The sequence below is a fragment of the Bradyrhizobium sp. CB3481 genome, assembly GCF_029714305.1.
GTDB lineage: Bacteria > Pseudomonadota > Alphaproteobacteria > Rhizobiales > Xanthobacteraceae > Bradyrhizobium.
In genome coordinates, this window is the sequence record NZ_CP121647.1 from 6,094,261 (window position 1) to 6,118,057 (window position 23,797).

A 23,797-nucleotide genomic window follows, 5' to 3' on the forward strand; every position below is an offset into this window, starting at 1 on the left:
TGTTGCGCGCCTCACGACCGCTGCGGCGTACTGGGTCCCCCGCTTTCGCGGAGGACGACAGCAGGTGCAAGCCTATCCGCCCGCCCACACATCCAGCACATAGCGGTTCTTGGTGCCGAGATCGTCGATCCAGCGCAGGCCGGCATCAGCATCCGCGCCTGACTTCTCGCGGTAGATCGCAACCAGCGCTGCCTTCACATCAGGCTCCATCTTGCCGCCGTCGCCGCAGACATAGATGATCGCGCCCTGCTCGATCAGGCTCCAGACACGGTCTTTTTGCGCAGCGACCTGATGCTGCACATAGGTCTTCGGCCCTTCGGCGCGCGAGAACGCGGTGTGCAGCTCGGTGATCCCATCGGCGGCAAAAGCCTTCAGTTCGTCGGCGTAGAGGAAATCCTGCTCGGGATGCCGGCAACCGAAGAACAGCATGGCAGGACCGAGTTTTGCGCCCTGCGCCTTGCGGTGCGCGCGCTCCTGCAGGAAGCCGCGGAATGGCGCAAGCCCGGTGCCGGGGCCGATCATGATCACGGGTACCGCGGGATCGTCGGGCAAGCGGAAGCCGGCCTTGGTTTCGCGCACGGTGGCATGCACGCTGTCGCCGACGCGGCGGCCGGCGAGATAGTTAGAGCAGACGCCCTTGTAGACACCGCGTCCCGAGCTTGCGGGGGCCTCGACCACGCCGACGGTGACGCTGCAGCGCGCCGGGTCGAGCGAGGGCGAGGACGAGATCGAGTAATAGCGCGGCGCGAGCAGCGACAACATTTCGAGATAGGCATGGAACGGCAATTCGCAGGCCGGATATTCCTCCAGCAGATCGAACACCGCTTTGCGCTTCGCCAGCACGTCCGAGCGGTAGAGCTCAGATGATGCGGCATCGTCGCCGACATAGGCGAGCAGTTTTGGCTTGGTGACGGGGCAGCGGGTGTGCTCCGACATGATCTGGATCTGCTTGCGGGTCGCGATCTGCTGCAACTCGACGAATTCGGTCAGGAGGCGCCCGACCGAGACGGCGTCGCCGACCGGCAATTGCGCGCGGCGGCCTTCCGCGACCTGCAGCCGGATCTGATCGCCTGGCAGGAAGCCGAAACGGCGGGCGACGGAATCGACCAGCGCGGGGTCGTTGCGCGGGACGACGCTGAGATGGTCGCCGACGCGGTACGTGATGCCGGGCGGCAGCTGCACCTCGATATGCCGTGTCGAGCGGTCGGAATTCGCGCCGGCCTTGGACTGCAGCTCGGAATTGACCTGCACCTTCATCGGCGCGACCCCGCCCTGCGCCACGATGGTGTGAACCGCCGACGGCGCTACCGGCTCGATCGAATAGAGCGGCGCATCATCGGCGCTGCGGGCAAAGCCGGTATCGACACCGAGCTCTTTCATCGCCGCGGGCGCGGCGGCCGCGAACCATTTCTCGAACTGGCCGTCGAGGTCGCTGCGGGCATCGCCCTCGCCGCGCCCATAGAGGCTGCGCGCGCCATGCGCCGTGAGCTGCTCGTCGATCAGGCGCGGCACGGATTGATAGGTCGCGGCCCAGTCACTGTTGCCGCAGCCGAACACGGCGTAGGGCACCTTGGCGAACGCGTCCTTGGCAAGGCCGCTGTCCAGCCATTTGACGAACTGCGTGGCGTTATCGGGGGCCGCGCCGTTGTAGGAGGCGCAGAAGATCAAGAGCGCACCCTGCTCAGGCAGCTTGCCGACATAATCGTCGAGAGCGCCGAGCTTCGTCTCAAAGCCGTTGACCTCGGCAAGATCGGCAACCCGCGTCGCCAGCTCTTCCGCGGTGCCGAGGTTGGAGCCGTACAGCACCAATAGCGGCGTGTTGTGTCCGGGACGGGTGCGAGCCTGCGGCGCTGCCGCGTTCGAGGCGGCCGCTGCCACTGCGGCACGGCCAGCGAAGGCGCCACGATCCTTGTCGCCGCGCGGCCGCACCTTGATCTTGAAGCCGTCGGGCTTGACGGTGAGCGTCTCCTTCAGGTGCATCTGGTAGCGGTGAATGTCCAACAGCTTGAAGCGCTGCAGGATCATGCCGATGGCCAGCGCTGCTTCATGCATCGCAAAGCCGCGGCCGATGCAGGCGCGTTGGCCGTTGCCGAACGGCTTCCAGGCGTTGATCGGCCGCTTGGCCTCGGCCTCGCGGCTGAAATTTTCGGGATCGAACACATCCGGATTCGGACCCCAGACGCTGGGGTCGCGGTGCAGTGCCATCACCAACACTGTAATAAAGGTGTTCTTCTTGAGCTTGTACTTGCCATCTGCGAGGGTCTCGTCCTGAAGCGGCGTGATGCCGTACGCCGGCGCCGGCGGCCACATCCGCAGCGCTTCCTTCAAGATCTGCGTGATGTAGGTAAGCTGCGTGACCTGCTGGTAGGTCGGCTTGGCGTTGATGTCGGGCCCGAGCACCCGGTCGACTTCCTCATAGGCCTTCTTGAGCACCTCGGGATGCTTGAGCAGCGCATAGATGGTGCAGGACAGCAGCCCGCTGGTGGTCTCGTGGCCGGCGATCAGGAATGTGTTGATCTGGTAGCGAATGTTGACGTCGTCGAGCTGCTCGCCGGTCGAGCGGTCGACGCCGGTCATCATGGCGCCGAGCATGTCCTTCTTGACCTCAGTGGTATCAGCACTGCCGCGGCGCTCGGCGATGATCTCGTCGACCATCTTGTTCATGAACATGACGTCTTCGGCGAGCGTCTTGCGCCGCTTCTGCATCCAGAGATTTTCCAACGGGAGACCGCGGGTCATCATGATGGTCTCGAGCGAGCGCACGAGCGCTTCGACGAACGGGTGGTAGTCGCGGCGATAGAACGAGTTGAAGCGGTAGTCGAAGCCGCATAGCCCGATGGTGTCGAGCGTCAGCGCCGTCATGTCCTGCACGACGTCGATTTCCTCGTCCGGATTGAGCCGCTCCCATTTCTTGACGAGTTGCTCGGCGATATCGACCATGCTCGGGTGATAGGACTGCATCGCGCGGTTGCCGAACGGCTGCAGCAGGATGTTGTGCGCCTTGCTCCAGTTCGGTTCGGTGGTATCTGCGGTGAACAGCCCGTCGCCGCCGACCGCACGGACGCGGCGCAGCGAGCCGCGCACGGTCTTGTCGAAGCGCTTCTCGTCGGAGAGCTCGTCGATCAGGTCATGGCCGGAGACGATGACGATCGGCGCGCCCATCATGTCGAGCCAGAAGATCGGCCCGAGCTCCTTGGAAAGCCGCACCAGATGCTGCACCGGCGCGTTGGGATCCAGCGACAGCATGTTGCCGACGACGGGCTTTTTCGGCGGATGCGGGATTGGGCTCAGTTTATTACCGGACGCCATTGTCGAAGTGTCTCCCCTGCCCTTCCCATTCACCCCGTCATTCCGGGATGGTCCGAAGGACCAGACCCGGAATCTCGAGATTCTCAGGTGCGCAATTGCGCACCATAGTTCGATGCTTCGCATCGCCCCGGAATGACGCTCAACCAAACCGCTTCCTACGCCATTCGATCAGCTTGGCGCTGACCTCATCAGGCTTTTCCTGCTGCGTCCAATGGCCGCTGTCGCGCACGAGGTATTTCTCGAGATCGGGGACGAGCTTCTCCATGCCGTCAGCGGCCGATGGCGGCAGCACGTGATCGTTTTCGGCCATGATCATCAACGACGGTACCCGCACGGTGTGGTCCAGCCACTCCGAACGCTGCCAGTTGCGCGACATGTTGCGGTACCAATTGATGCCGCCAGTGAACCCGGTCTTCGTGAAGGTATCGACGAACACCTTCTTTTCTTCCGGGCTCAGGATCGGCGTGCGCGGATCATGTTTGGCGTCGTAGCCGGCGATCATTTGCGGAAACGCCAGGTTGAGCCTAGGCGAGGCGCCGACGCCGGCGACCGGCTTGTCTGCGGGCGCAGTGTCGCTGCGCGGCACCGGCTTGCGCATGAAGGCATCAAAGGTCTGCTCGACCCGGCTGCCGAATATTCGATCGGGTTCGCGCGCCGGGTCCTGAAACTGCACGATATACATCTGGTCGCCAAAGCGCATGCGGAACAGTTCGATGGGATCCGCCGGCGCGCGGTCCATGTGAGGCGTATTGACGCCGACGACGCCCGCGGTGCGATCGAGATACCGCAGCGGCATCTGCCAGACGATGAAGCCGCCCCAGTCGTGACCGACAAAGATCGCCTTGCTGATCTCGAGATGATCGAGCAGGCCGACGAGGTCGCCGGTCAAATGCTCTATGTCGTAGTCCTCGACCGCCTCGGGGCGGTCGGTCGCGCCATAGCCGCGCTGGTCCGGCGCAATCACGCGGATGCCTGCCTCGCTCAGCGCCTTGATCTGGTGACGCCAGGAAAACGCCAGTTCTGGCCAGCCATGGCAAAGGATGACCGGCGGTGTGTCGGACTTGGGTCCTGCTTCATAGAAGCCCATGCGAATTCCGTTCACCTGGGCGAATTGCAGCGGCGGCATTTCAATCATCGGAAAATTCCTACTCGGCGGCGCCCTTGATTTCTGACGGCGGCGGCGCGTAGGCCGCCTCCAGCGCGTCGAACTCGGCCGGCAGCATGTCGCAGAGAACCTGGACATGCGGAATGATGTTGGCGCCGGCGATGAAGCCGAAATCGAGCTGGTCGCGGTAGCTCTGCACGGTGATGTTGAGCGCGATGCCGTGCGTGGAGATCGACACCGGGAAAATGTGCAACAGCTCGGCACCGGCCGCATACAGCGTCTGCCGCGGCCCGGGCACGTTGGAGACCGTGATGTTGGCTGCCGGCGGCAGCACGTCGGACAGGTTGGAGCGGCTGTACAGCAGCGCGAGGATCTGCGTCACGATCGGCGCGCCCAGCATCGAGAGATTGGAGACCTGCGGCATCAGGGCGCGCAGCGGATGCGACATCTCCTTCGACTTGGTCGATTGCGCGATGATGGTCTCGAGCCGCGTCTTGGGGTCGTCGACATTGGTGGCGATCGAGCAGATCATGCCGAACACCTGGTTGTTGGCGTCGGCATTGCCCTCCTCGCGCAGCGAGATCGGCACCGCCGCCGTCAGCGACTTGTTCGGCAGGCCGCCCTGGCTGAGTAGATAGCGGCGGACCACGCCTGAAGAAAGCGCCAGCACGACGTCGTTGAGCTTACCGCCGGATGCTTTCGCCAGCGCCTTGGCACGCGACAGCGAGATCGAGACGCCGGCAAAGCTGCGCTCCGAAGAGATGGTCTTGTTGAGGATGGTCGGCGGCGACGCCATGCTCACGAGGCTATCGCGCGATTTGGGATCGGAAATCTTGCCGACGACGTCGGATAGAGACTTCAGCACCGTCGGCACGCTGGCCGCAAACTTCACCGCAGTTTCAATCTGGAACATGGCGTTGTCGAACAGGATCGAGCCGAGATCGCTCTTGCCGGTGCGCGGCAGTTCGAGGCTCTTCGGCGCGGCCTTGGCGTCGAACGGCTGGGTCCAGAGCTGCTGGTAGGAATCGATCAAATTGGCGGCGATGTCGCGCGGCTCCTGCGCCACCTTGCGCGCCGCCGGCGGGTCCACCTCACGCGGCACCGGCGTGATGTCGTAAATCATGCTGGTGAGCGCGGCGCCCGCGCCGCCGTCGATGCAGGCATGATGCATCTTGGAGTAAAGCCCGACTTCATTGTCCTTCATGCCTTCGAAGACATAGAACTCCCAGAGCGGGCGGGCGCGGTTGAGCAGCTTTGCGTGCATCCAGCCGACGATGCGTTCCAGCGTCGCGCGGTCGCGCGGCTCCGGTAGGCTGGCGCGGAAGATGTGGCGGTCGATGTCGAACTGGTCGTCCTCGACCCAGGAGGGATGATCGATATCGAGCGGCGCCTTCTCCAGGCGCGCTTTCAGGATCGGCGCGATGTGCAGCCGCGAGGCTATCATCGCCTTGAACTCTTCGAAGAAGTTGCCCTTGTAGCCTTCGGGCAGGCGGAAGATCGCCATGCTGCCGACATGCATCGGCATTTCAGGCGTTTCCAGATACAGAAACGACGCGTCGAGCGAAGACAGCTTCTTGGCGTCCGCCATTTTTTCCTCCCGCAGTAGAAAACGCGGCGCCTTGGCGGCGCTTCTGGCGTCTGGAATGTCTTTGTTATTGGAGCATATCCGAAGGCTGCTAGCCATCCCGCATCAATTGCAGGGTGGGACCATTCGGGATCATGCCCTTAAAATCGGGGCGTTGGTTCAGGATTGTGCATTTTCAGGGGGGCCATAGGCAATGGCAAATGGTCCCGATCGGTCAAAATGCTTAAATTCTCCCTCCGCCTGCGCCAGACGGTCGGCTACCGCCCACAAAGCGGCGGGGTTGACGCCGAGCCCGATATGGCTGGCGAAGTATACTTCGATGTTTTCGGCGGTCGCGGAGGGACGCAACAGGCTGGTGTGCCAGTTCACGATACCGTCGGTGCGCGAATAGATCGAAGTCGCCGGCACCGGCAGATCGCCGGCGATCGCCTCAAGGATTTCCGGATGGTCGTCGACGGTTTCTCCTGACAGCGCCTCGTAGAGCCGCGTGGCGTTCGTCGCTCGGATGTCGTTAGCAAACGGGCTCCCGAGCGTGATCACCGAGCGCACCATCTCCGGCACCTGCAGCGCGAGATCTCGCGCATAGACGCCGCCGAGACTCCAGCCGACCAGACTGACCTTGCGACCAGTGGATTCATACGTGCGCCGCAGAAGTTCGCACAACGCGCCGCGCTTGGACGCGACACCGCCGAGATTGCGGCCCATGTTCCAGGCATGGGCATCGTAGCCGAGTTCTTTCAGATAGCGCCGCATCGGCGCCATCGAGATATCGCTGGCGAGAAAGCCCGGCAGCGCCAGCACCGGATGGCCATCGCCCCTCGGCGCGCGGAGCAGCAGCGGCGACAGCAAGAGGCTCGAATTCAATTCGAACAGGCCCCTCGCCTCGGCCAGCATGAGGAAAAGGCTCGGCGGCCGAAGCTTTTGTTCTTCCGTCGCCACCCCGCCCTCCGCGATGGTCACTTACTTCTTGTCCTTCGAACCCATGCCGCCGAGACCGGTCATGGTCACGAACATATCCTGGAACCGCTCGGCGATCTTCGGATCGAACGTGAACCAGCTCTGGATCAGCGACTCCGGCGAGACCTTTTCGATATTGGCCATCACCTGCTGCTGCATCTTGTCCATCACGGCGGTCTGCATCGGCGAGACGTCGGGCAATCCGAAGAACTGCCTGGCCTCCAGCGGCGTGCAATCGATTTCTACGTTAACTTTCATGACCGCTCCTCTTGCTGGCTTCCTTGCAGTATCGCCACGATGACCCTGATTACGCAAGGAAAAGACTTGCGCAAGGAAAAGAGCTGGGCCCCGGTCTCCTCAATTCCCGATATGGTCAACCAAAGCGTTCGGCGGCAAAAGGCCTGACGTCGGCAAACGGGGTTTCACCGGTCATCATTTCCGCCAGCAGGCGGCCGGTGGCGGGCCCGAGCGTCAGGCCGTGGTGCTGGTGGCCGAAATCGAACCACAGCCCGCTGTGGCGCGGGGCCTTGCCGATGACCGGCAACATGTCTGGCAGACAGGGTCGCGCGCCCATCCAGGGCTTGGTGTCGACCGGTCCGCCGAGCGGAAACAGTTTGTGCGCCCGCGGCAGGGCCCGTTCGACCTGGACCGGCGTCGGCGGTGCGTCGCGGTGGGCAAACTCCGCGCCGGTGGTCAGGCGGATGCCGCGGTTCATGGGGGCCAATAGAAAGCCGAGATCGGTGTCCAGCACGGGATGATTGAGAATGGCGTTACCGCGCGGCTTGAGGTGCAGGTGATAGCCGCGCTTGACCTGAAGCGGGATCGCATAACCGAGCGGCCTGAAGATCTGGTCGGACCACGGCCCCATCGCCACGACCACATCCCGCGCCGTGATCGTGCCTTCCAGCGTCGCGACTTTCCACCGGCCGCCGGATTGTTCGAGGGTTCGCCCATCGCCGACCAGATAGCGTCCGCCCTTGCGGCCGAACAGCGCCGCATAAGCCTTGGCCAGCCCGCCGGGATCGGGCACGAACCCCGGTGCCGGAAAATGGATCGCGCCGCTGAATTCGCCGGTCAGATGCGGCTCACGCGCGATCACCGCGGGTCCATCCAGCACCTCACCGGTGACGCCATGCTCGCCGGCGCGCTTGAGATCCTTCAGCGCCTCCGCAAGCGTCGCCTCCGAGCGAAACAGCTTGATCCAGCCGGTCCGCCGCAACAGGTCCGGCACGTTGGCTTCCTCGATCAAGGCCTCATGCTCGATCAGGCTGCGTTGGATCAGCGGCAGTTCGGCCTTTGCACTGTGCAGTGCACGGTCCGGCGATGAGGCGAGGAAATAGCGTGTGAGCCAGGGCAGGAAGGCCGGCAAATCCCTGAAATGGTAGTTGACCTGCGGCGCACGCAGAAACGCGTAGCGCAGGATCTGGCCAACATTGCGCGGAAACATGTAGGGAAAAACCGAGGCGCATTCGATCAACCCGCCATTGCCATAGCTGGTCTCCTCGCCGGCAACCTCGTGCCGGTCGATCAGCACCACGTTCCGGCCACGTTTTTGCAGATGCAGGGCGGCGCTGACGCCGACCATGCCCGCACCGAGGACGAGAACGTCGGCCTTCAGTTCCGCCATCCAACACTCCGAAAGTTCAATGTCACGTGCTCGCGCGCACGCCTTAAGGTGCAACCTAGTCTTTGCCGCACCGCCGCGCAAACTGGCATGCAGTGCGGGATAATGATGCTTGCGCGGCGGCTGGACTCTGGCAACATGGCTCGGCAATATCGGCCGTTAAATTGCTGATCAAAGCGGGAAATCCAACAGATGTCGGTACGTCAGACTTTGCTTGCAGCGGCCACGGCTTCCATTTTTGCCCTGGCAATAGTGCCGGCATCGGCCCAGACCCTGCGCTACGCCAACCAGGGCGATCTCAAATCGCTCGACCCCTACACGCTCAACGAGACCACCACCCACGCCCATCTTGGGCACGCCTATGAGGGTCTAATCGCCCGCGACAAGGACCTGAAGATCGTCCCCGCCCTGGCGGAAAGCTGGGAAACCCCGGAACCGACGCGTTGGCGCTTTCATCTGCGCAAGGGCGTCAAATTCCACAACGGCGACCCCTTCACTGCCGACGATGTCGTGTTCTCCGCGGAGCGCGTTCGTGCCAAGGGCTCGAATCTTCCAACCCGCATTCCGTCCGATGCCAAGGTCGTCAAGGTCGACGACTACACCGTGGACTTCATCCTGACCTCGCCAAATCCCATTCTGCATTCGCAGTGGGACACCTGGTACATCATGGACAAGAAATGGGCCGAGGCGAACAATTCGGTCGCCCCGACTCCAGCAGCAGCCACTTCGCCAAGTTTTGCCTCGCTCAACGCCAACGGCACCGGTCCGTTCATCATCGAGAGCCATCAGCCCGGGGTGAAAACGGTGTTCAAGGCAAACCCGAACTGGTGGCGTAAGCCGGAGCACAATCTAAAAGAGATCGTGTTCACGCCGATCGGCTCCGCCGCCACGCGCGTAGCGGCCTTGCTGTCGGGCGAAGTCGACGTCATCGAGCCAGTTCCGATCCAGGATATCACACGCGTGGATTCCAGCCCCAATGCGCAGGTGCTGAAGGGACCGGAACTTCGCACCATCTTTCTCGGCATGGACACGCTTCGCGACGAATTGCTGTATTCCAACATCAAGGGCAAAAACCCCTTCAAGGACGTTCGCGTTCGCGAGGCATTCTACAAGGCAATCGATATCGAGCTGATCAAGACCCGCGTGATGCGCGGCCTTTCCACACCATCAGCACTGATGATTGCACCGCAATTATTTGCGCTGTCCAAGGACTTCACTCGGCCGAAATTCGATCCTGACGGCGCCAAGAAGCTGCTGGCCGAGGCCGGCTACCCGGACGGTTTCGAAGTCAGCCTGGACTGCCCCAACGACCGCTACGTCAACGATGCCCCGATCTGCCAGGCGGTGGTGAGCATGCTGGCCCGGATCGGCGTCAAAGTCGACCTCCTCGCGCAACCCAAGGCGCAGTACTTCGCCAAGGTTCTCAAGTCGGGCGGCTATCAGACGTCGTTCTTCCTGCTGGGCTGGACGCCCGGCACTCTCGATTCCCACAACGTGCTCTACGACGTTATCGGCTGTCGCGACGATCCCAAGAGTTCGCGCGGAGAGAACAATCTCAGCGGCTATTGCAACAAGGAAATCGACGCGCTCACCGACAAGATTTTGCAGGAACCTGACACCGCCAAGCGTGATCAGATGATCAAGAGCGCTTACCAGATCCTCGACAAGGATTTCGGCTATATCCCGCTGCATCAGCAGGCGCTGGCCTGGGGCGTGTCGAAAAAGGTCAAGCTGACGCAGCGCGCCGACAATCAGGTCCTGCTGTACTGGGCGACCAAACAGGACTAGCAGGCGTCAACACCAAGTCCCGGTGGCGTCACAGCTTCCGGGACTTTTCGTTTCCAGACGACAGCGACGTCAGCCGCCGCAGCAGAGCATGATCCGGAAAAGTGGGTACCGGTTTTCCCGAAAGATCATGCTCAAAACAAGAAGCTGAACGACGAGCATGATTCAACTCCGTTGAAGCATGCTCGAGAGAGCAGTGAAAGGAATCCATGCTCGCTTTCACTCTTCGCCGCGCAATCCAGGCCATCGGCGTCATGATCGCGGTCGGCGTCATCGCGTTCTCGATGTTCCGCTTCGCCGGCGACCCCGTGAACCAGATCGTCTCCCTGGACACGCCGGCGGCCGAGCGCGAGGCGGTACGCAAGTCGCTTGGCCTCGACGATCCCGTGCCGGTGCAGTTCGCGCGCTATTTCGGCAATGCCGCGCAGTTCAAGTTCGGGGTGTCCTATCAGTTCCGGCAGCCGGTCTCGGACCTTCTGATGGAGCGGATGCCGGCGACACTGGAACTGGCCGCGTGCGCCACGGTGTTTGCCATGGTGTTCGGCATCCTGATGGGGGTCTATTCGGCGCTGCGGCGCGATACGATCCTCACAAAATTCTTCCAGGCGGTGTCGCTGATCGGAATCTCGCTGCCGACCTTCCTGATCGGCATTCTCCTGATCTACCTGTTCTCGGTGACGCTGGGCTGGCTGCCTTCATTCGGCCGCGGCGACGTGGTGCGGATCGGCTGGTGGACCACCGGACTGCTCACCCTGTCCGGCCTGAAGGCGCTGATCATGCCCTCGATCACGCTCGGTCTGTTCCAGATGACCCTGATCATGCGGCTGGTGCGCGCTGAAATGCTCGAAGTGCTCCGTACCGATTATATCCGCTTCGCCCGCGCCCGCGGCCTGACCACGCGCGCGATCCATTTCGGCCATGCCCTGAAGAACACGCTGGTCCCCGTCATCACCGTTGCAGGCCTGCAATTTGGCTCGGTAATTGCATTTGCGATCATCACCGAAACCGTCTTCCAATGGCCCGGCATGGGATTGTTGTTCGTGCAGGCCGTCCAGAATGTCGATATCCCGATCATGGCCGCCTACCTGCTGATGGTCTCGCTGATCTTCGTCACCATCAATCTGGTGGTCGATATCCTCTACACGGTCGTCGATCCGCGCCTGCGCTCGACCATCCGCAGTCCGGCATAGGCGAGAAATCCGATGTCCGACGCCGTTGTCCCCCACCGAGTTGAGCCGAACGCGCCGAAGTCGCGTGCGGGCATAAGCTGGCTGAAACGCGCGCTCGACAGCGACATCTTCTATTCGTTCCGCCGTTCGCGCATGACCATGGTGGCGGCCGCCGTGACGGTTCTTTTCTTCCTGCTGGCCATCTTTGCCTCGCAACTCGCGGTGCAAAACCCGTTCGATCCGGCGCAGCTGCAGCTGATGAACTCGCGGATTTCGCCGCTATGGACCGCCGAGGGACAGAGCCCGTTCCTGCTCGGCACCGACGAACAGGGCCGCGACGTGTTCTCCGCCATTCTTTACGGCCTGCGAATCTCGCTCATCGTCGGCCTGCTCGGCGTACTCTTTGCCGGCACGCTCGGCATCGCCCTCGGATTGATCGCGGGCTATGTCGGCGGCGCGGTCGATGGCTTGATCATGCGCATCGCCGACGTTCAGCTCACCTTCCCTGCGATCCTGATCGCGCTGCTCGTGAACGGCGTTGCCAAATCCGTGCTCGGCAACCGGCTGGATGCGATGAGTACGCTTGGCGTGCTGGTGATCGCGATCGGCCTGAGTTTCTGGGTGCAATATGCCCGCACGGTGCGCGGCTCGGTCATGGTCGAGAAGAACAAGGACTATGTCGCCGCCGCCCAGCTGATCGGCCTGCCCGCGCCAAAAATCATGCTGCGGCACGTGCTGCCGAACACGATGGGCCCCATCCTCGTGATCGCGACCATCAACCTGGCGCTCGCCATCATCACCGAGGCGACGCTGTCGTTCCTCGGCGCCGGCATGCCCGACACCATGCCCTCGCTGGGCACCTTGATCCGGATCGGCAACAACTATCTGTTCGCCGGCGAATGGTGGATCGTCGCCTTCCCCGGCATCGCGCTGGCGGGCCTGATCCTCGCGATCAACCTGCTCGGCGACTGGCTGCGCGACGCGCTCAACCCAAAGCTCCGATGACCACGCCCGTCCTCTCCGTTCGCAATCTCGAGGTCGAATTCCTCACCCGCCGCGAGACGCTGCGCGCCATCAACGGCGTCTCCTTCGATATCGCCAAGGGCGAGGTGCTCGGCGTGGTCGGCGAATCCGGCGCCGGCAAATCCGTCACGGGGCTTGCCGTGATCGGGCTGATCGATCCGCCCGGCCGTATCTCGGGCGGCGAGATTTACCTGTCGGGCACGCGCATCGATCATCTGCCGCCGGAGGAAATCCGCCGCGTCAGGGGCAAGCGGATCGGCATGATCTTCCAGGACCCGCTGACCAGCCTCAATCCGCTCTATCGGATCGGCGACCAGATCGTCGAGACGATCCGCACCCACATGAATCTGTCGGAGACCGCGGCGCGCAAGCGCGCCATCGATCTGCTCGCCGAAGTCGGCATCCCCGCGCCGGAGAAGCGCATCGACGCGTATCCGCACGAGTTCTCCGGCGGCATGCGCCAGCGCGTCGTGATCGCGCTTGCGATCTGCGCCGAGCCGGAGCTGATCATCGCCGACGAGCCGACCACGGCGCTCGACGTCTCCGTGCAGGCGCAGATCATCTCGCTGATCAAGCGGCTCGGGCGCGACCATGGCACGGCGGTGATGCTGGTCACCCACGACATGGGCGTGATCGCCGAAACGTCGGACCGGGTCGCCGTGATGTATTCGGGGCGGATCGCCGAGATCGGCCCGGTGCAGGACGTCGTGCAGAACCCGCTGCATCCCTACGCCAAGGGCCTGATGGGGGCGATCCCGACGCTCGCCGGTGAAGAGAAACGCCTGGTGCAGATTCCGGGCTCGATGCCGCGGCTGTCGGCGATCCCGCCCGGTTGCTCGTTCAATCCGCGCTGCGCCTTCGCTTTCGATCGCTGCCGCGTCGATCGGCCCGAGCCGCTCAAGCAGGGCTCGCACGCGGTGGCCTGCCATCTCTACGATACCGCACCCGTCAAGGAGACCGCAGCATGACGGCCTCCTTTGTCGACGTGCGAAACCTGCGCCGTGTATTCGACGTCTCGAAGCCGTGGCTCAACCGCGTCCTCGAAGGCGGCCATCTCGAATTCCTAAAAGCCGTCGACGGCGTGACCTTCGACATCAAAAAAGGCGAGACCTTCGCGCTGGTCGGCGAATCCGGCTCGGGCAAGACGACGGTAGCGCGGATGGTGGTGGGGTTGCTGCCGCCGAGCTCGGGCGACGTCATGATCGACGGTGTATCGATGACAGATCCCCGGCAGGCCCAGGCGCGGCAGCGGCTGCGCCGCCGCATCCAGATGATCTTCCAGGACCCCTATGCGAGCCTCAATCCGCGCTTCCGGGTCGACGCCATCGTCTCCGAGCCGATCCGCGCCTTCGACCTGATCCAGGGCGAGCGCGACATTGCCGCGCGCGTCGGCGAATTGTTGAGCCTGGTCGGCCTGCATCCCGATGACGGCTTGAAATATCCGCATGAATTTTCCGGCGGCCAGCGCCAGCGCATCGCAATCGCCCGGGCGCTCGCCTCGGAAGCCGAATTCATCGTCTGCGACGAGCCGACCTCGGCGCTGGACGTTTCGGTGCAGGCGCAGATCCTCAATTTGATGCGCGACCTGCAGGACAAGTTCGGCCTGACCTATCTCTTCATCAGCCACAATCTCGCCGTGGTCCGCCACATGGCGACGCGGATCGGCGTGATGTATCTCGGCCGCATCGTCGAGATCGCCGAAGGGCGCGAATTGTTCGCCAATCCGCGGATGCCCTACACCAGGATGCTGCTGGGCGCGGTCCCGGATCTGGCGATGTCCGGCCGCCAGCGCATTCCGGTCAAGGGCGAGATTCCCAATCCGATCGATCCGCCGCCCGGCTGCGCCTTCAATCCGCGCTGCCCGCTGGCCTTCGATCTCTGCCGCAAGCAGGCCCCCGCGCTGATCGACGGCGTCGCCTGCCACGCCGTCAACCATCCGGTTGAAACCGCCGCCGCGGTATGATCACGGGGATGGGAGCAATGCGTGGCATCCCAGCGGTTGGCATCCAGCCTCGGCTGTGGTCAAGTGCGCCAGCATCGCGATAGCAGCCCGGCATTGGATTCCCATGAGCAACATCAATCCCGATCCCTTCACCACACGGCCGGAAATCGAAGGCACGTTCGGCGTTGTGACTTCCACCCACTGGATCGCGACCGCCGTCGGCATGAGCATTCTTGAAAAAGGCGGCAACGCCTTCGATGCCGGGGTTGCCACCGCCTTCACCCTGCAGGTGGTGGAGCCACATCTGAACGGTCCTGGCGGCGACGTGCCTGTTATCGTGCACGACGTCAAACGCGGCCGTACCGAAGTGATCTGCGGCCAGGGACCGGCGCCCGCGAAGGCGACGATTGCGCATTACAAGAGCGAGGGCCTGGAAATGGTGCCCGGCACCGGGCTGCTCGCCGCCTGCGTGCCCGGCACGTTCGAATCCTGGATGCTGCTGCTGCGCGACTACGGCACGATGCAGCTGCGCGACGTGCTGGAGCCCGCGATTGCCTATGCCCGCGACGGCTATCCGCTGGTCGAGCGCGCCTCCGCCACCATTCAGGTGGTCGAGCAATTATTCCGCAAGCACTGGACGACGTCGGCCGCCGTCTATTTGCCGAACAACGAGGTGCCGAGGCCGGGCACGCTGTTCACCAACCAAAAGCTCTCGGAAACCTACGCCCGGATCCTCAGGGAGGCCGAAAGCGCCGGCGGCGACCGCGTCGCGCAGATCGAGCGCGCACGCAAATCCTGGTCGCAGGGGTTTGTAGCGGAGGCAATCGACAAGTTCTGCCGCACCCAAGAAGTGATGGACGTCTCCGGTTCGCCGCACCGCGGCGTGCTCTCCGCCGACGACATGGCGCGCTGGCAGCCGACCGTCGAGGCGCCACTGACCTACGACTATGGCCGCTATACCGTCTGCAAGCCCGGCGTCTGGAGCCAGGGCCCGGTGATGCTGCAGCAGCTCGCGCTACTGAAGGGTTTTGAACTCGACGGCCTCGATCCCGCAGGGCCCGACTTCATCCATCTGCAGATCGAATGCGCCAAGCTCGCCTTCGCCGACCGCGAGAAGTTTTATGGCGATCCCAAATTCACTGATATCCCGATCGCGACTTTGCTGTCGGATGCCTACAACGACGAGCGCCGCAAGCTGATCTCCAAAGACAAGGCTTCGCTCGATTTCATTCCGGGTTCGGTGGAAGGCTTTGGCTCGGTCGTCAAGCTGCGCCGGGCCGATGGCCATCGCGAGGCGGTCGGCGCCATGGGCGCGGGCGAGCCGACCGTCGGCCGCTTCGGCGAGGTGCGCGGCGATACCGTGCATTTCGACATCATCGACCAGGCCGGCAACATGGTCTCGGCAACGCCGTCCGGCGGCTGGCTGCAATCCTCGCCGGTCATTCCCGAACTCGGCTTCTGCCTCGGCAGCCGCGCGCAGATGTTCTGGCTGGAAGAGGATCACCCGGCGGCGCTGGCGCCCGGCAAGCGGCCGCGCACCACGCTGTCGCCGACCATGGCGCTGCGCGACGGCGAACCCTACATGGCCTGGGGTTCGCCCGGCGGCGATCAGCAGGATCAATGGACCACGCAATTCTTCCTGCGCCACGTCCATGCCAAGCTGAACCTGCAGGAAGCGATCGACGCGCCCGCATGGCACTCCGAACATTTCCCGATCTCGTTCTGGCCGCGCACCGCGCGTCCCGGCGTGCTCGTGCTCGAAAGCCGCGTGCCGAAGGCGACGGTCGATACGCTGAAGAGCCGCGGCCATGTCGTCGAGATCGGTCCCGAGTGGTCGGAAGGTCGCCTCACCGCGGCATCCAAGGTTGGCCGCCGCCGCCGCGCCGCCGCCAATCCCCGGGGCATGCAGGGCTACGCGGCGGGGCGGTAAGGGAACGAGACAGGATGACCTGGTCGATCATCGCCCGCGATCCCGCAACCGGCCAGATCGGCATCGCGGTTGCGACCAGATTCTTCGCGGTCGGCGCGCGCGTGCCGCATATTGCGCCGGGGATCGGCGGCATCGCGACACAGGCGCTGGTCAACCCTTATTATGGCATCGACGGCGTGAAGCTGTTGCGTGAAGGCCGCAGCCCGCGCGAGGTGATCGATACACTGATCGCGAGCGACGCCGGCCGCGAGGCCCGGCAGCTCCACGTCATGGACAGTAAGGGCCGCATCGCCGCGCATACCGGCAAGGAATGCATCGACTGGTGCGGTCACATCCAGGGCGACGGCTTTTCCCTCGCCGGCAACATGCTGGCGAGTGCAGCCGTGCTTGGCGACACCGCAAGAGCCTACACCGCCAACGCCGCCCTGCCCTTTGCGCAACGGCTGATCGCGGCGATGAAGGCCGGTGAAGCCGCCGGTGGCGACAAGCGCGGCAAGCAGTCGGCGGCGCTCCTGATCCATGGCGAGGAGGAATGGTCCGACCTCGACTTGCGCGTCGACGACCACACCGACCCGTTGGCCGAACTCGAGCGGCTGGAGCAGGTGAGCCGCGAGCGCTGGGTGCATTTCCGTCCTTTCCTGCCGACACGGAAGAACCCGGCCGGGATCACCGACCGCGCCATCATCGATGCACGCCTCGAAGCGGCGACGACGGGTAAGGCATGACCGCGAGCCCGCTGATCGAGATCGAGGGACTGCGCGTCCTGTTCCATGGCGATGACGGCCGCACCACGCATGCGGTCGACAGCGTCGATCTCAGCGTCGCCAATGGCGCAACACTGGGCCTCGTCGGCGAGTCCGGCTGCGGCAAGAGCGTGACCTCGCTCGCGATCATGGGGCTATTGTCGAAGCATTCGGCCGAGGTCTCCGGCTCGATCCGTTTCGACGGCTTCGACCTGCTCGATGTCCCCGACGACACGCTGCGCGATCTCAGAGGCAACCGCCTCGCGATGATCTTCCAGGAGCCGATGACCTCGCTCAATCCGAGCTTCACCATCGGCGACCAGATCATCGAGACCATCCTGCGCCATCGCGGCGGATCGCGGCGACAGGCGCGCGAGCGGGCGATCGAGCTGCTGCGCCACGTCCACATCCCCTCGCCCGACAAGCGGATCGATGAATATCCGCACAAGCTCTCGGGCGGCATGCGCCAGCGCGTGATGATCGCAATGGCGCTGGCCTGCGATCCTCGCCTTCTGATCGCGGACGAGCCAACCACGGCGCTCGACGTCACCCTGCAGGCGCAGATCCTCGATCTGATGCGCGAATTGAAGGCGGCCTCGGGCGCTGCGATCATTCTGATCACCCACGATCTCGGCGTGGTCGCCGAGGTCTGCGACGAAGTCGCGGTGATGTATGCCGGCGAGATCGTCGAGCGCGCACCGGTCGATGAGCTCTTCGCCAATCCGCAGCATCCCTACACGGTCGGCCTGCTCGGCTCGATCCCGCGGCTCGACCGCCGCACCGCGCATCTGGCGACGATCGAAGGCATGGTGCCGAACATGGCGAATCCGCCCGCCGGCTGCCGTTTTGCTGCACGCTGCCCCTTTGTCGTCGAGCGCTGCACTGCCGCGCGACCGCCGCTGGCGATCGTAAGTCCTGGCCACGCCTCGCGCTGCATCCGCGCGCCGCTGGAAAAGCTGGTGTCATGACCGCGCTTCTCTCCGTTCCCCGGGCGCGGCGCAGCACAAGCGTAGCGCAGTGGTGCGCCGCAGAACCGGGGCCCATCTGCGGGCCCCTGCGACATGGGTCCCGGTTCTGCAGCGCAACGCCAAGAGGCGCTGCGCCGCGCGCGGGACACGAGGAGTGTCGGCGATGACCGCGCTGCTCGAAGTCGAAGGCCTCGTAAAACATTTCGTCGCCGCGCGTTCCGTGCTGGGCCGGCCGACCGCTTACGTGAAGGCGGTTGACGGCGTCAGCTTCACCGTGGAGGCCGGCAAGACACTGGCGCTGGTCGGCGAATCCGGCTGCGGCAAGTCCACGGTGAGCCGGCTTGTGCTGCGGCTGATCGAACCTGACGCGGGCACCGTTCGCTTTGAAGGCCGCGACCTCGGCACGCTGAATGCAAGCGAACTGCGTGCGTTCCGCCGTAATGCGCAGATCATTTTCCAGGATCCCTATGCCTCGCTCAATCCGCGGATGACGGTGAGCCAGATCCTGACCGAGCCGCTGGCGCTGCACGATCTGGTGCCGGCGGCACGGCGTCGCGAGCGGGTCGAGGAAATATTACGGCTGGTTGGCCTCGAGCCGCGCTTTGCCCGCCGCTATCCCCACGAATTCTCGGGCGGTCAGCGCCAGCGCATCGCGATTGCGCGGGCGCTCGCGGTTGAGCCAAAGCTGATCATCTGCGACGAGCCGGTATCGGCGCTCGACGTCTCGATCCGTTCGCAAATCCTCAATCTGCTGCGCGACCTGCAGGACCGGCTCGGCCTTGCCTACATCTTCGTTTCCCATGATCTCGCGGTCGTCAAACACATCGCCGATCGCGTCGCGGTGATGAACCTCGGCGGCATCGTCGAGACCGCGGATGCCGAGAGCCTGTTCGCCGCGCCGCGCCACCCCTATAGCCGCGCGCTGCTGTCGGCCATTCCCGTGCCAAAACCGCAGGCCAAGCGCAGCCGCATCGTGTTGGAGGGGGAGATGCCAAGCGCGCTCAACCCGCCCGCCGGCTGCCGCTTCCATACCCGCTGCCCCTACGTCATCGCGCGCTGCCGCACGGAAGTTCCGCCACTGCTCGCAGACGGCACGGGACACGCCACGGCGTGCCACCGCACCGCCGAATTGCCGCCGCCCGGGGCCATCGTTCCTGCCGATGGCGGCTTCTCGCCGGTGCTGGAGAAATTGGTCGCCGCCTTCAGCGGCGGCACGGAAGGTGCGGGCCGCGCCGGGGTTGATAGGTCAGGAATACGGCCCGCAGGATAATCGTGAACTAAGGGGATGGTAGCGATGAAAATCTTTCGTTCGGCAATCACCGTGGCGGCGCTGCTGCTGTCGCTTCCAATGGCCGTTCAGGCCCAGACCACGCTGCGGATCGGGCTCGCCGAGGACCCCGACATCCTCGACCCGACCATGGCGCGCACCTATGTCGGCCGCATCGTGTTCGCCTCGTTCTGCGACAAGCTGTTCGACATCGACGAAAAGCTCAACATCGTGCCGCAGCTCGCGCTGAGCCACGAGGCCTCGGCCGACGGCAAGGAAGTCACCATCAAGCTCCGGCCGGGCGTCAAGTTTCACGACGGCGAGGAATTCAACGCGGAAGCCGCAAAGTTTTCGATCGATCGTCACCTCACCATGCCTGGCTCGTTCCGCAAGCCCGAGCTTGCCAGCGTCGATCGCGTCGAGGTGGTCGATCCCCTCACCATCAAGCTCGTGCTGAAGGCGCCGTTCTCGCCCCTGATCGCGCAGCTCACCGACCGCGCCGGCATGATGGTTTCGCCCAAGGCGGCCAAAGAGGCTGGCGACAAGTTCGGTCTGCGCCCGGTCTGCGCCGGACCCTACAAGTTCGTCGAGCGTGTCCAGCAGGACCGCATGGTGTTCGAGAAATTCGCTGACTACTGGAACAAGGACAATATCTTTATCGACCGCATCGTATTCCTCCCGATCGTCGACGCCACGGTTCGGCTGGCCAACCTGAAATCCGGCGGACTGGATCTGATCGAGCGCGTGCTCGCCACCGACATCAAGGACGTTCGCGCCGATTCACGCCTCAAGCTTTCGACGGCGATCGAACTCGGCTATCAGGGCATCACGCTCAACATCGGCAAGGACAAGGCCAAGGGGCCGCTCAGCCAGTCTGCCAAGGTGCGTCAGGCGCTCGATCTTTCGCTCGATCGCGAAGCCATCAACCAGGTGGTGTTCAACGGCGAGTTCAAACCGGGCAATCAGTGGGTCAATCCGGATCATCCGTATTACCAGAAGTCCTTCCCCATTCGCGGGCGCGATGTCGCGAAAGCCAAGGCGCTGTTGAAGGAAGCTGGCGTCTCGCCGCCGGTGACTGTCGATTTCATGGTACCGAAGGGCGCGGAGACCGAGGCGGTCGCCCAAGTCGTGCAATCGATGGCATCGGAGGCCGGCTTTGACATGAAGATCAGGGTCACGGAGTTCGCGACGTCGCTGAAGCAGGCCGAAGCCGGCGAGTACCAGGCTTTCATGCTGGCGTGGAGCGGCCGGATCGATCCAGACGGCAATTCCTATGTCTTCCTCAAGACCGGCGCGCCACAGAATTACAGCGCCTGGAGCAATGCGGAAGCCGATAAGGCACTGGACGATGCCCGACTCGTCACCGAGCTGGCACAGCGCAAGGCAATCTACGAGAAGCTTGCCAAGTCGACGCTGGATGACCAGCCGCTCCTCTACATCTATCACCGCCGCATCCTGATCGCCCACACGACCAAACTCGAGGGCTACAAGCAGATGCCGGATGGGCTGGTGCGCGTGGTCGGGTTGAAGCTGAAGTGAGCGCGGCGATCGGGCTCTCGTGTCCCGGATGCATTGCAGCGCGAAGCGGTGCACTGCTGAGCCGGGACCTGTCACCTACTCGATATGGGCCCCGTTTCTGCGGCGCAACGCTTCGCGTTGCACCGCGCCCGGGACATGGATAGCGCCATGCTGAACTTTCTCGCGCGCCGTATCGTGCAGCTGATCCCGACGCTGTTCTTCGTGTCGGTCCTGATCTTCTCGCTGCAGCAATTGCTGCCGGGCGATCCGGCGCTGGTGATGGCCGGCGAGGAACGCGACCCTGAGGTGATCGCGCAGATCCGCCAGCAGTACCGGCTCGATCAGCCGGTGCCGGTGCAATATGTCTATTGGGTCAAGGGTGTGCTGTCGGGCGATTTCGGCGAGTCCTTGCGCAACAAGGTCCCGGTGCGCGAACTTATCGCGCAGAAGCTGCCGGTGACGCTGCAACTGGCGTCGATGGCGATCGTGATCGCCTTCCTGATCGGCATTCCGGCCGGCATCGTCTCGGCAGTGAAGAAGGGCACGGCCTGGGATTACGGCGCCAATTTCTTCGCGCTATGGGGCATCTCGACGCCGAACTTCTGGCTCGGGATTTTGCTGATCTTCCTGTTCTCGATCCAGCTCGGCTGGCTGCCGGCCTCCGGCTACGTGCCGCCGACCGAGAACCTTCGCGCCAGCATCGCCTCGACCATCATGCCGGCTTTCGTGCTGGGCAATGCCATTGCCGCCATCCTGATGCGACACACCCGCAGCGCCATGCTGCAGGTGCTGGAAAGCGATTACGTCCGCACAGCCCGCGCCAAGGGTCTGCTGGAGCGCTCGGTCATCCTCAAGCACGCCATGCGCAATGCGCTGACGCCCGTCATCACGCTCGGCGCACTCGAGCTCGGCACGCTGCTGTCCGGCGCCGTGCTGACCGAGCAGATTTTCTCGATTCCCGGGTTCGGCAAACTGATCGTTGATGCCGTCTTCAACCGCGACTATGCGGTCGTGCAGGGCGTCGTGCTGACGACGGCGACGATCTACATCACGCTCAACCTGATTGCCGACATTGCCTATGTCCTAGTCAATCCGCGGCTGAGGTCGTAAGCGATGACCGACGCCGCCCTCAACGCATTGCCCGCTGCCGCCTCCGACGAACTCGAGAGCCCGGCGCGGCGCGCGCTGCGCCGCCTGTTCAAGCGCAAGGGCGCGGTGGCCGGCCTCGTGGTGATCGCAACCTTCGTGCTGCTCGCGCTGTTTGCGCCGCTGATCTCGCCCTATGAGCCGATCGCGACAAGCTGGTCACTGGTGCGCAAGCCGCCCTCCGCGCTGCACTGGTTCGGCACCGACGAGCTCGGCCGCGACATCCTGGCCCGCGTGATCTATGGCGCGCGGGCTTCGCTCTTGGCCGGCGCGATCTCGGTCGGGATCGCGCTGTCGATCGGCGTGCCGCTCGGCCTGTTGTCAGGCTACCGCGGCGGCTTCATCGACGCGCTGATCAGCCGCATCACCGATGCGATGCTGGCCTGCCCGTTCTTGATCCTGGCGATTGCGCTGGCCGCCTTCCTGGGGCCGAGCCTTGGCAATGCCATGATCGCGATCGGCGTCTCGGCGACCCCGATCTTCGTGCGGCTCACCCGCGGCCAGGTGATGAGCGTCAAGGTCGAGGACTATGTCGAAGCCGCGCGCGCCATGGGCAATCCGCGCTGGCGCATCGCGCTGTTTCACATCCTGCCCAACATCATGCCGGCGCTGTTGGTGCAGGCGACGCTGTCTATCGCCGCGGCGATCATTGCCGAGGCCGCCCTGTCCTTCCTCGGCCTCGGCCAGCAGCCGCCCGCCCCGTCCTGGGGCAGCATGCTGAACGCCGCGCAGCGCTTTTTGACCAATGCGCCCTGGATGGCGGTCTGGCCGGGGCTGGCGATCTTCCTGGTCGTGCTGTCGTTCAATCTGGTCGGTGACGGCCTGCGCGATGCGCTGGACCCGAGGGAGCGGTAGGCACCGCCGCCCGTCATTGCGAGCGAAGCGAAGCAATCCATAGCGCCGCAAGCGGAAGGATGGATTGCTTCGTCGCTGCGCTCCTCGCAATGACGACTAACCCCGCTAGTGGCTCTAGATCACCAGCTCCCGCAGCACCCTCCGGCAGTCCATCTCATACTCAAGATCGATCACCGGAGGCCGGGCAAAGTGCCAGGTCAGGCCGGAGCGCGCAGCGCCGCGGCAGACCAGCGCCTCGGCGAAGACGTGATGAAAGTCGTGGATGGTGTAGGTCTGCACACCAGTTGCATCCTTCCAACCGAAGCCGAACTCGCCCATCCGCCGCTCCATTACGCCGGCGACATAGTGGACTTTTTCGGCAATGCCATCGGGGCTGATATCGCGGTAGCGCACGGTGCGTTCGGCGTAGCTCGCATTGCCCTCCTGCGACTCGCCGCTGCCGGCGATCACGAAGCTTGGCCCAGCGCCCTCCCTCGGCCGTGTGAACGAAAACGCGTAGAACGACGGCTCGGCCGGCGGATCGACCTCCGGGCAAACATTGCTGCGCGCCACCGGGTTGGTGGTGCCGTCATAGATACCCCACTCCGCCAGCGTCCTGACGTAGTGCAGGTTGAAATTGCGAAAGCCCTCGTCGGTGAACGCGGCGGGCGAGCGCAACTCGCAGGCGCAGAACGAGGTCAGCGGCCGGCTCGCGGCCTGGATATATTCAGCGAACCGCGTAAATCCTTCGGCCAGCGGCACCGGCCGATCGAAACGCACCCGCTCGATTTCGAAGCCTGGGCTAGCGGCGACGCCACCGGAATACTGGAACACGGCCGGGATGAAGCGGTAGTTGCCGGCGGAAAAGTCGCTCGTCATGGTGGCACCCTGC

Annotated in this window: 19 protein-coding genes; 12 read left to right on the plus strand and 7 right to left on the minus strand. The window is 64.0% G+C overall.

The window, feature by feature from the left end; translation table 11 throughout:
* Positions 1-72 precede the first annotated feature (72 nt).
* From QA643_RS29735 to QA643_RS29760, 6 genes are all read right to left on the minus strand, one after another.
* Positions 73-3,309, minus strand: coding sequence for a cytochrome P450 (locus QA643_RS29735; protein ID WP_283029218.1), 3,237 nt, complete (start codon positions 3,307-3,309; stop codon positions 73-75).
* A 139-nt stretch (positions 3,310-3,448) separates the two neighbouring features.
* Complete coding sequence (locus QA643_RS29740; protein ID WP_283029219.1) at positions 3,449-4,444, minus strand: alpha/beta hydrolase; 996 nt, start codon at positions 4,442-4,444, stop codon at positions 3,449-3,451.
* A 10-nt stretch (positions 4,445-4,454) separates the two neighbouring features.
* A complete protein-coding gene (locus QA643_RS29745; RefSeq protein WP_283029220.1) occupies positions 4,455-6,002 on the minus strand; it encodes a wax ester/triacylglycerol synthase family O-acyltransferase in 1,548 nt (515 codons plus the stop codon).
* A 156-nt stretch (positions 6,003-6,158) separates the two neighbouring features.
* Positions 6,159-6,893 (minus strand): alpha/beta hydrolase, encoded by a 735-nt coding sequence (locus QA643_RS29750; protein ID WP_283034973.1) that lies wholly within the window; start codon positions 6,891-6,893, stop codon positions 6,159-6,161.
* A 66-nt stretch (positions 6,894-6,959) separates the two neighbouring features.
* Positions 6,960-7,214 (minus strand): DUF6489 family protein, encoded by a 255-nt coding sequence (locus QA643_RS29755; RefSeq protein ID WP_283029221.1) that lies wholly within the window; start codon positions 7,212-7,214, stop codon positions 6,960-6,962.
* 115 nt (positions 7,215-7,329) lie between these two features.
* On the minus strand, positions 7,330-8,583 hold the full coding sequence (locus QA643_RS29760; protein WP_283029222.1) for an FAD-dependent oxidoreductase: 1,254 nt from the start codon (positions 8,581-8,583) through the stop codon (positions 7,330-7,332).
* Between the two features lie 189 nt (positions 8,584-8,772).
* Here QA643_RS29760 and QA643_RS29765 point away from each other — a divergent pair, with 189 nt between their 5' ends.
* From QA643_RS29765 to QA643_RS29820, 12 genes are all read left to right on the plus strand, one after another.
* Positions 8,773-10,368, plus strand: coding sequence for an ABC transporter substrate-binding protein (locus tag QA643_RS29765; protein ID WP_283029223.1), 1,596 nt, complete (start codon positions 8,773-8,775; stop codon positions 10,366-10,368).
* Positions 10,369-10,574: 206 nt separating this feature from the next.
* Positions 10,575-11,555 carry an ABC transporter permease gene (locus QA643_RS29770; RefSeq protein WP_283029224.1) on the plus strand — a complete coding sequence of 327 codons (981 nt, stop codon included), beginning with the start codon at positions 10,575-10,577 and terminating at the stop codon, positions 11,553-11,555.
* A gap of 12 nt (positions 11,556-11,567) precedes the next feature.
* Complete coding sequence (locus tag QA643_RS29775) at positions 11,568-12,539, plus strand: ABC transporter permease (protein WP_283029225.1); 972 nt, start codon at positions 11,568-11,570, stop codon at positions 12,537-12,539.
* A complete protein-coding gene (locus QA643_RS29780; protein WP_283029226.1) occupies positions 12,536-13,525 on the plus strand; it encodes an ABC transporter ATP-binding protein in 990 nt (329 codons plus the stop codon). The genes QA643_RS29775 and QA643_RS29780 overlap by 4 nt, the downstream gene beginning before the upstream one ends.
* Positions 13,522-14,520, plus strand: coding sequence for an ABC transporter ATP-binding protein (locus tag QA643_RS29785; RefSeq protein ID WP_283029227.1), 999 nt, complete (start codon positions 13,522-13,524; stop codon positions 14,518-14,520). Before QA643_RS29780 ends, QA643_RS29785 begins: the two co-directional genes overlap by 4 nt.
* A 103-nt stretch (positions 14,521-14,623) precedes the next feature.
* On the plus strand, positions 14,624-16,429 hold the full coding sequence (locus QA643_RS29790) for a gamma-glutamyltransferase family protein (RefSeq protein ID WP_283029228.1): 1,806 nt from the start codon (positions 14,624-14,626) through the stop codon (positions 16,427-16,429).
* 14 nt (positions 16,430-16,443) lie between these two features.
* On the plus strand, positions 16,444-17,154 hold the full coding sequence (locus QA643_RS29795; protein WP_283029229.1) for a DUF1028 domain-containing protein: 711 nt from the start codon (positions 16,444-16,446) through the stop codon (positions 17,152-17,154).
* Positions 17,151-18,140, plus strand: coding sequence for an ABC transporter ATP-binding protein (locus tag QA643_RS29800; RefSeq protein WP_283029230.1), 990 nt, complete (start codon positions 17,151-17,153; stop codon positions 18,138-18,140). The genes QA643_RS29795 and QA643_RS29800 overlap by 4 nt, the downstream gene beginning before the upstream one ends.
* A gap of 163 nt (positions 18,141-18,303) precedes the next feature.
* A complete protein-coding gene (locus tag QA643_RS29805; RefSeq protein WP_283029231.1) occupies positions 18,304-19,410 on the plus strand; it encodes a dipeptide ABC transporter ATP-binding protein in 1,107 nt (368 codons plus the stop codon).
* Between the two features lie 24 nt (positions 19,411-19,434).
* A complete protein-coding gene (locus QA643_RS29810; protein WP_283029232.1) occupies positions 19,435-20,946 on the plus strand; it encodes an ABC transporter substrate-binding protein in 1,512 nt (503 codons plus the stop codon).
* A 147-nt stretch (positions 20,947-21,093) separates the two neighbouring features.
* The gene (locus tag QA643_RS29815; protein ID WP_283029233.1) at positions 21,094-22,035 is read left to right on the plus strand and encodes an ABC transporter permease; all 942 of its coding nucleotides are present in this window, start codon (positions 21,094-21,096) and stop codon (positions 22,033-22,035) included.
* 3 nt (positions 22,036-22,038) lie between these two features.
* On the plus strand, positions 22,039-22,926 hold the full coding sequence (locus tag QA643_RS29820; protein WP_283029234.1) for an ABC transporter permease: 888 nt from the start codon (positions 22,039-22,041) through the stop codon (positions 22,924-22,926).
* Positions 22,927-23,040: 114 nt separating this feature from the next.
* Here QA643_RS29820 and QA643_RS29825 read toward each other — a convergent pair whose 3' ends face one another.
* Positions 23,041-23,784, minus strand: coding sequence for a hypothetical protein (locus tag QA643_RS29825; RefSeq protein ID WP_283029235.1), 744 nt, complete (start codon positions 23,782-23,784; stop codon positions 23,041-23,043).
* Positions 23,785-23,797 lie beyond the last annotated feature (13 nt).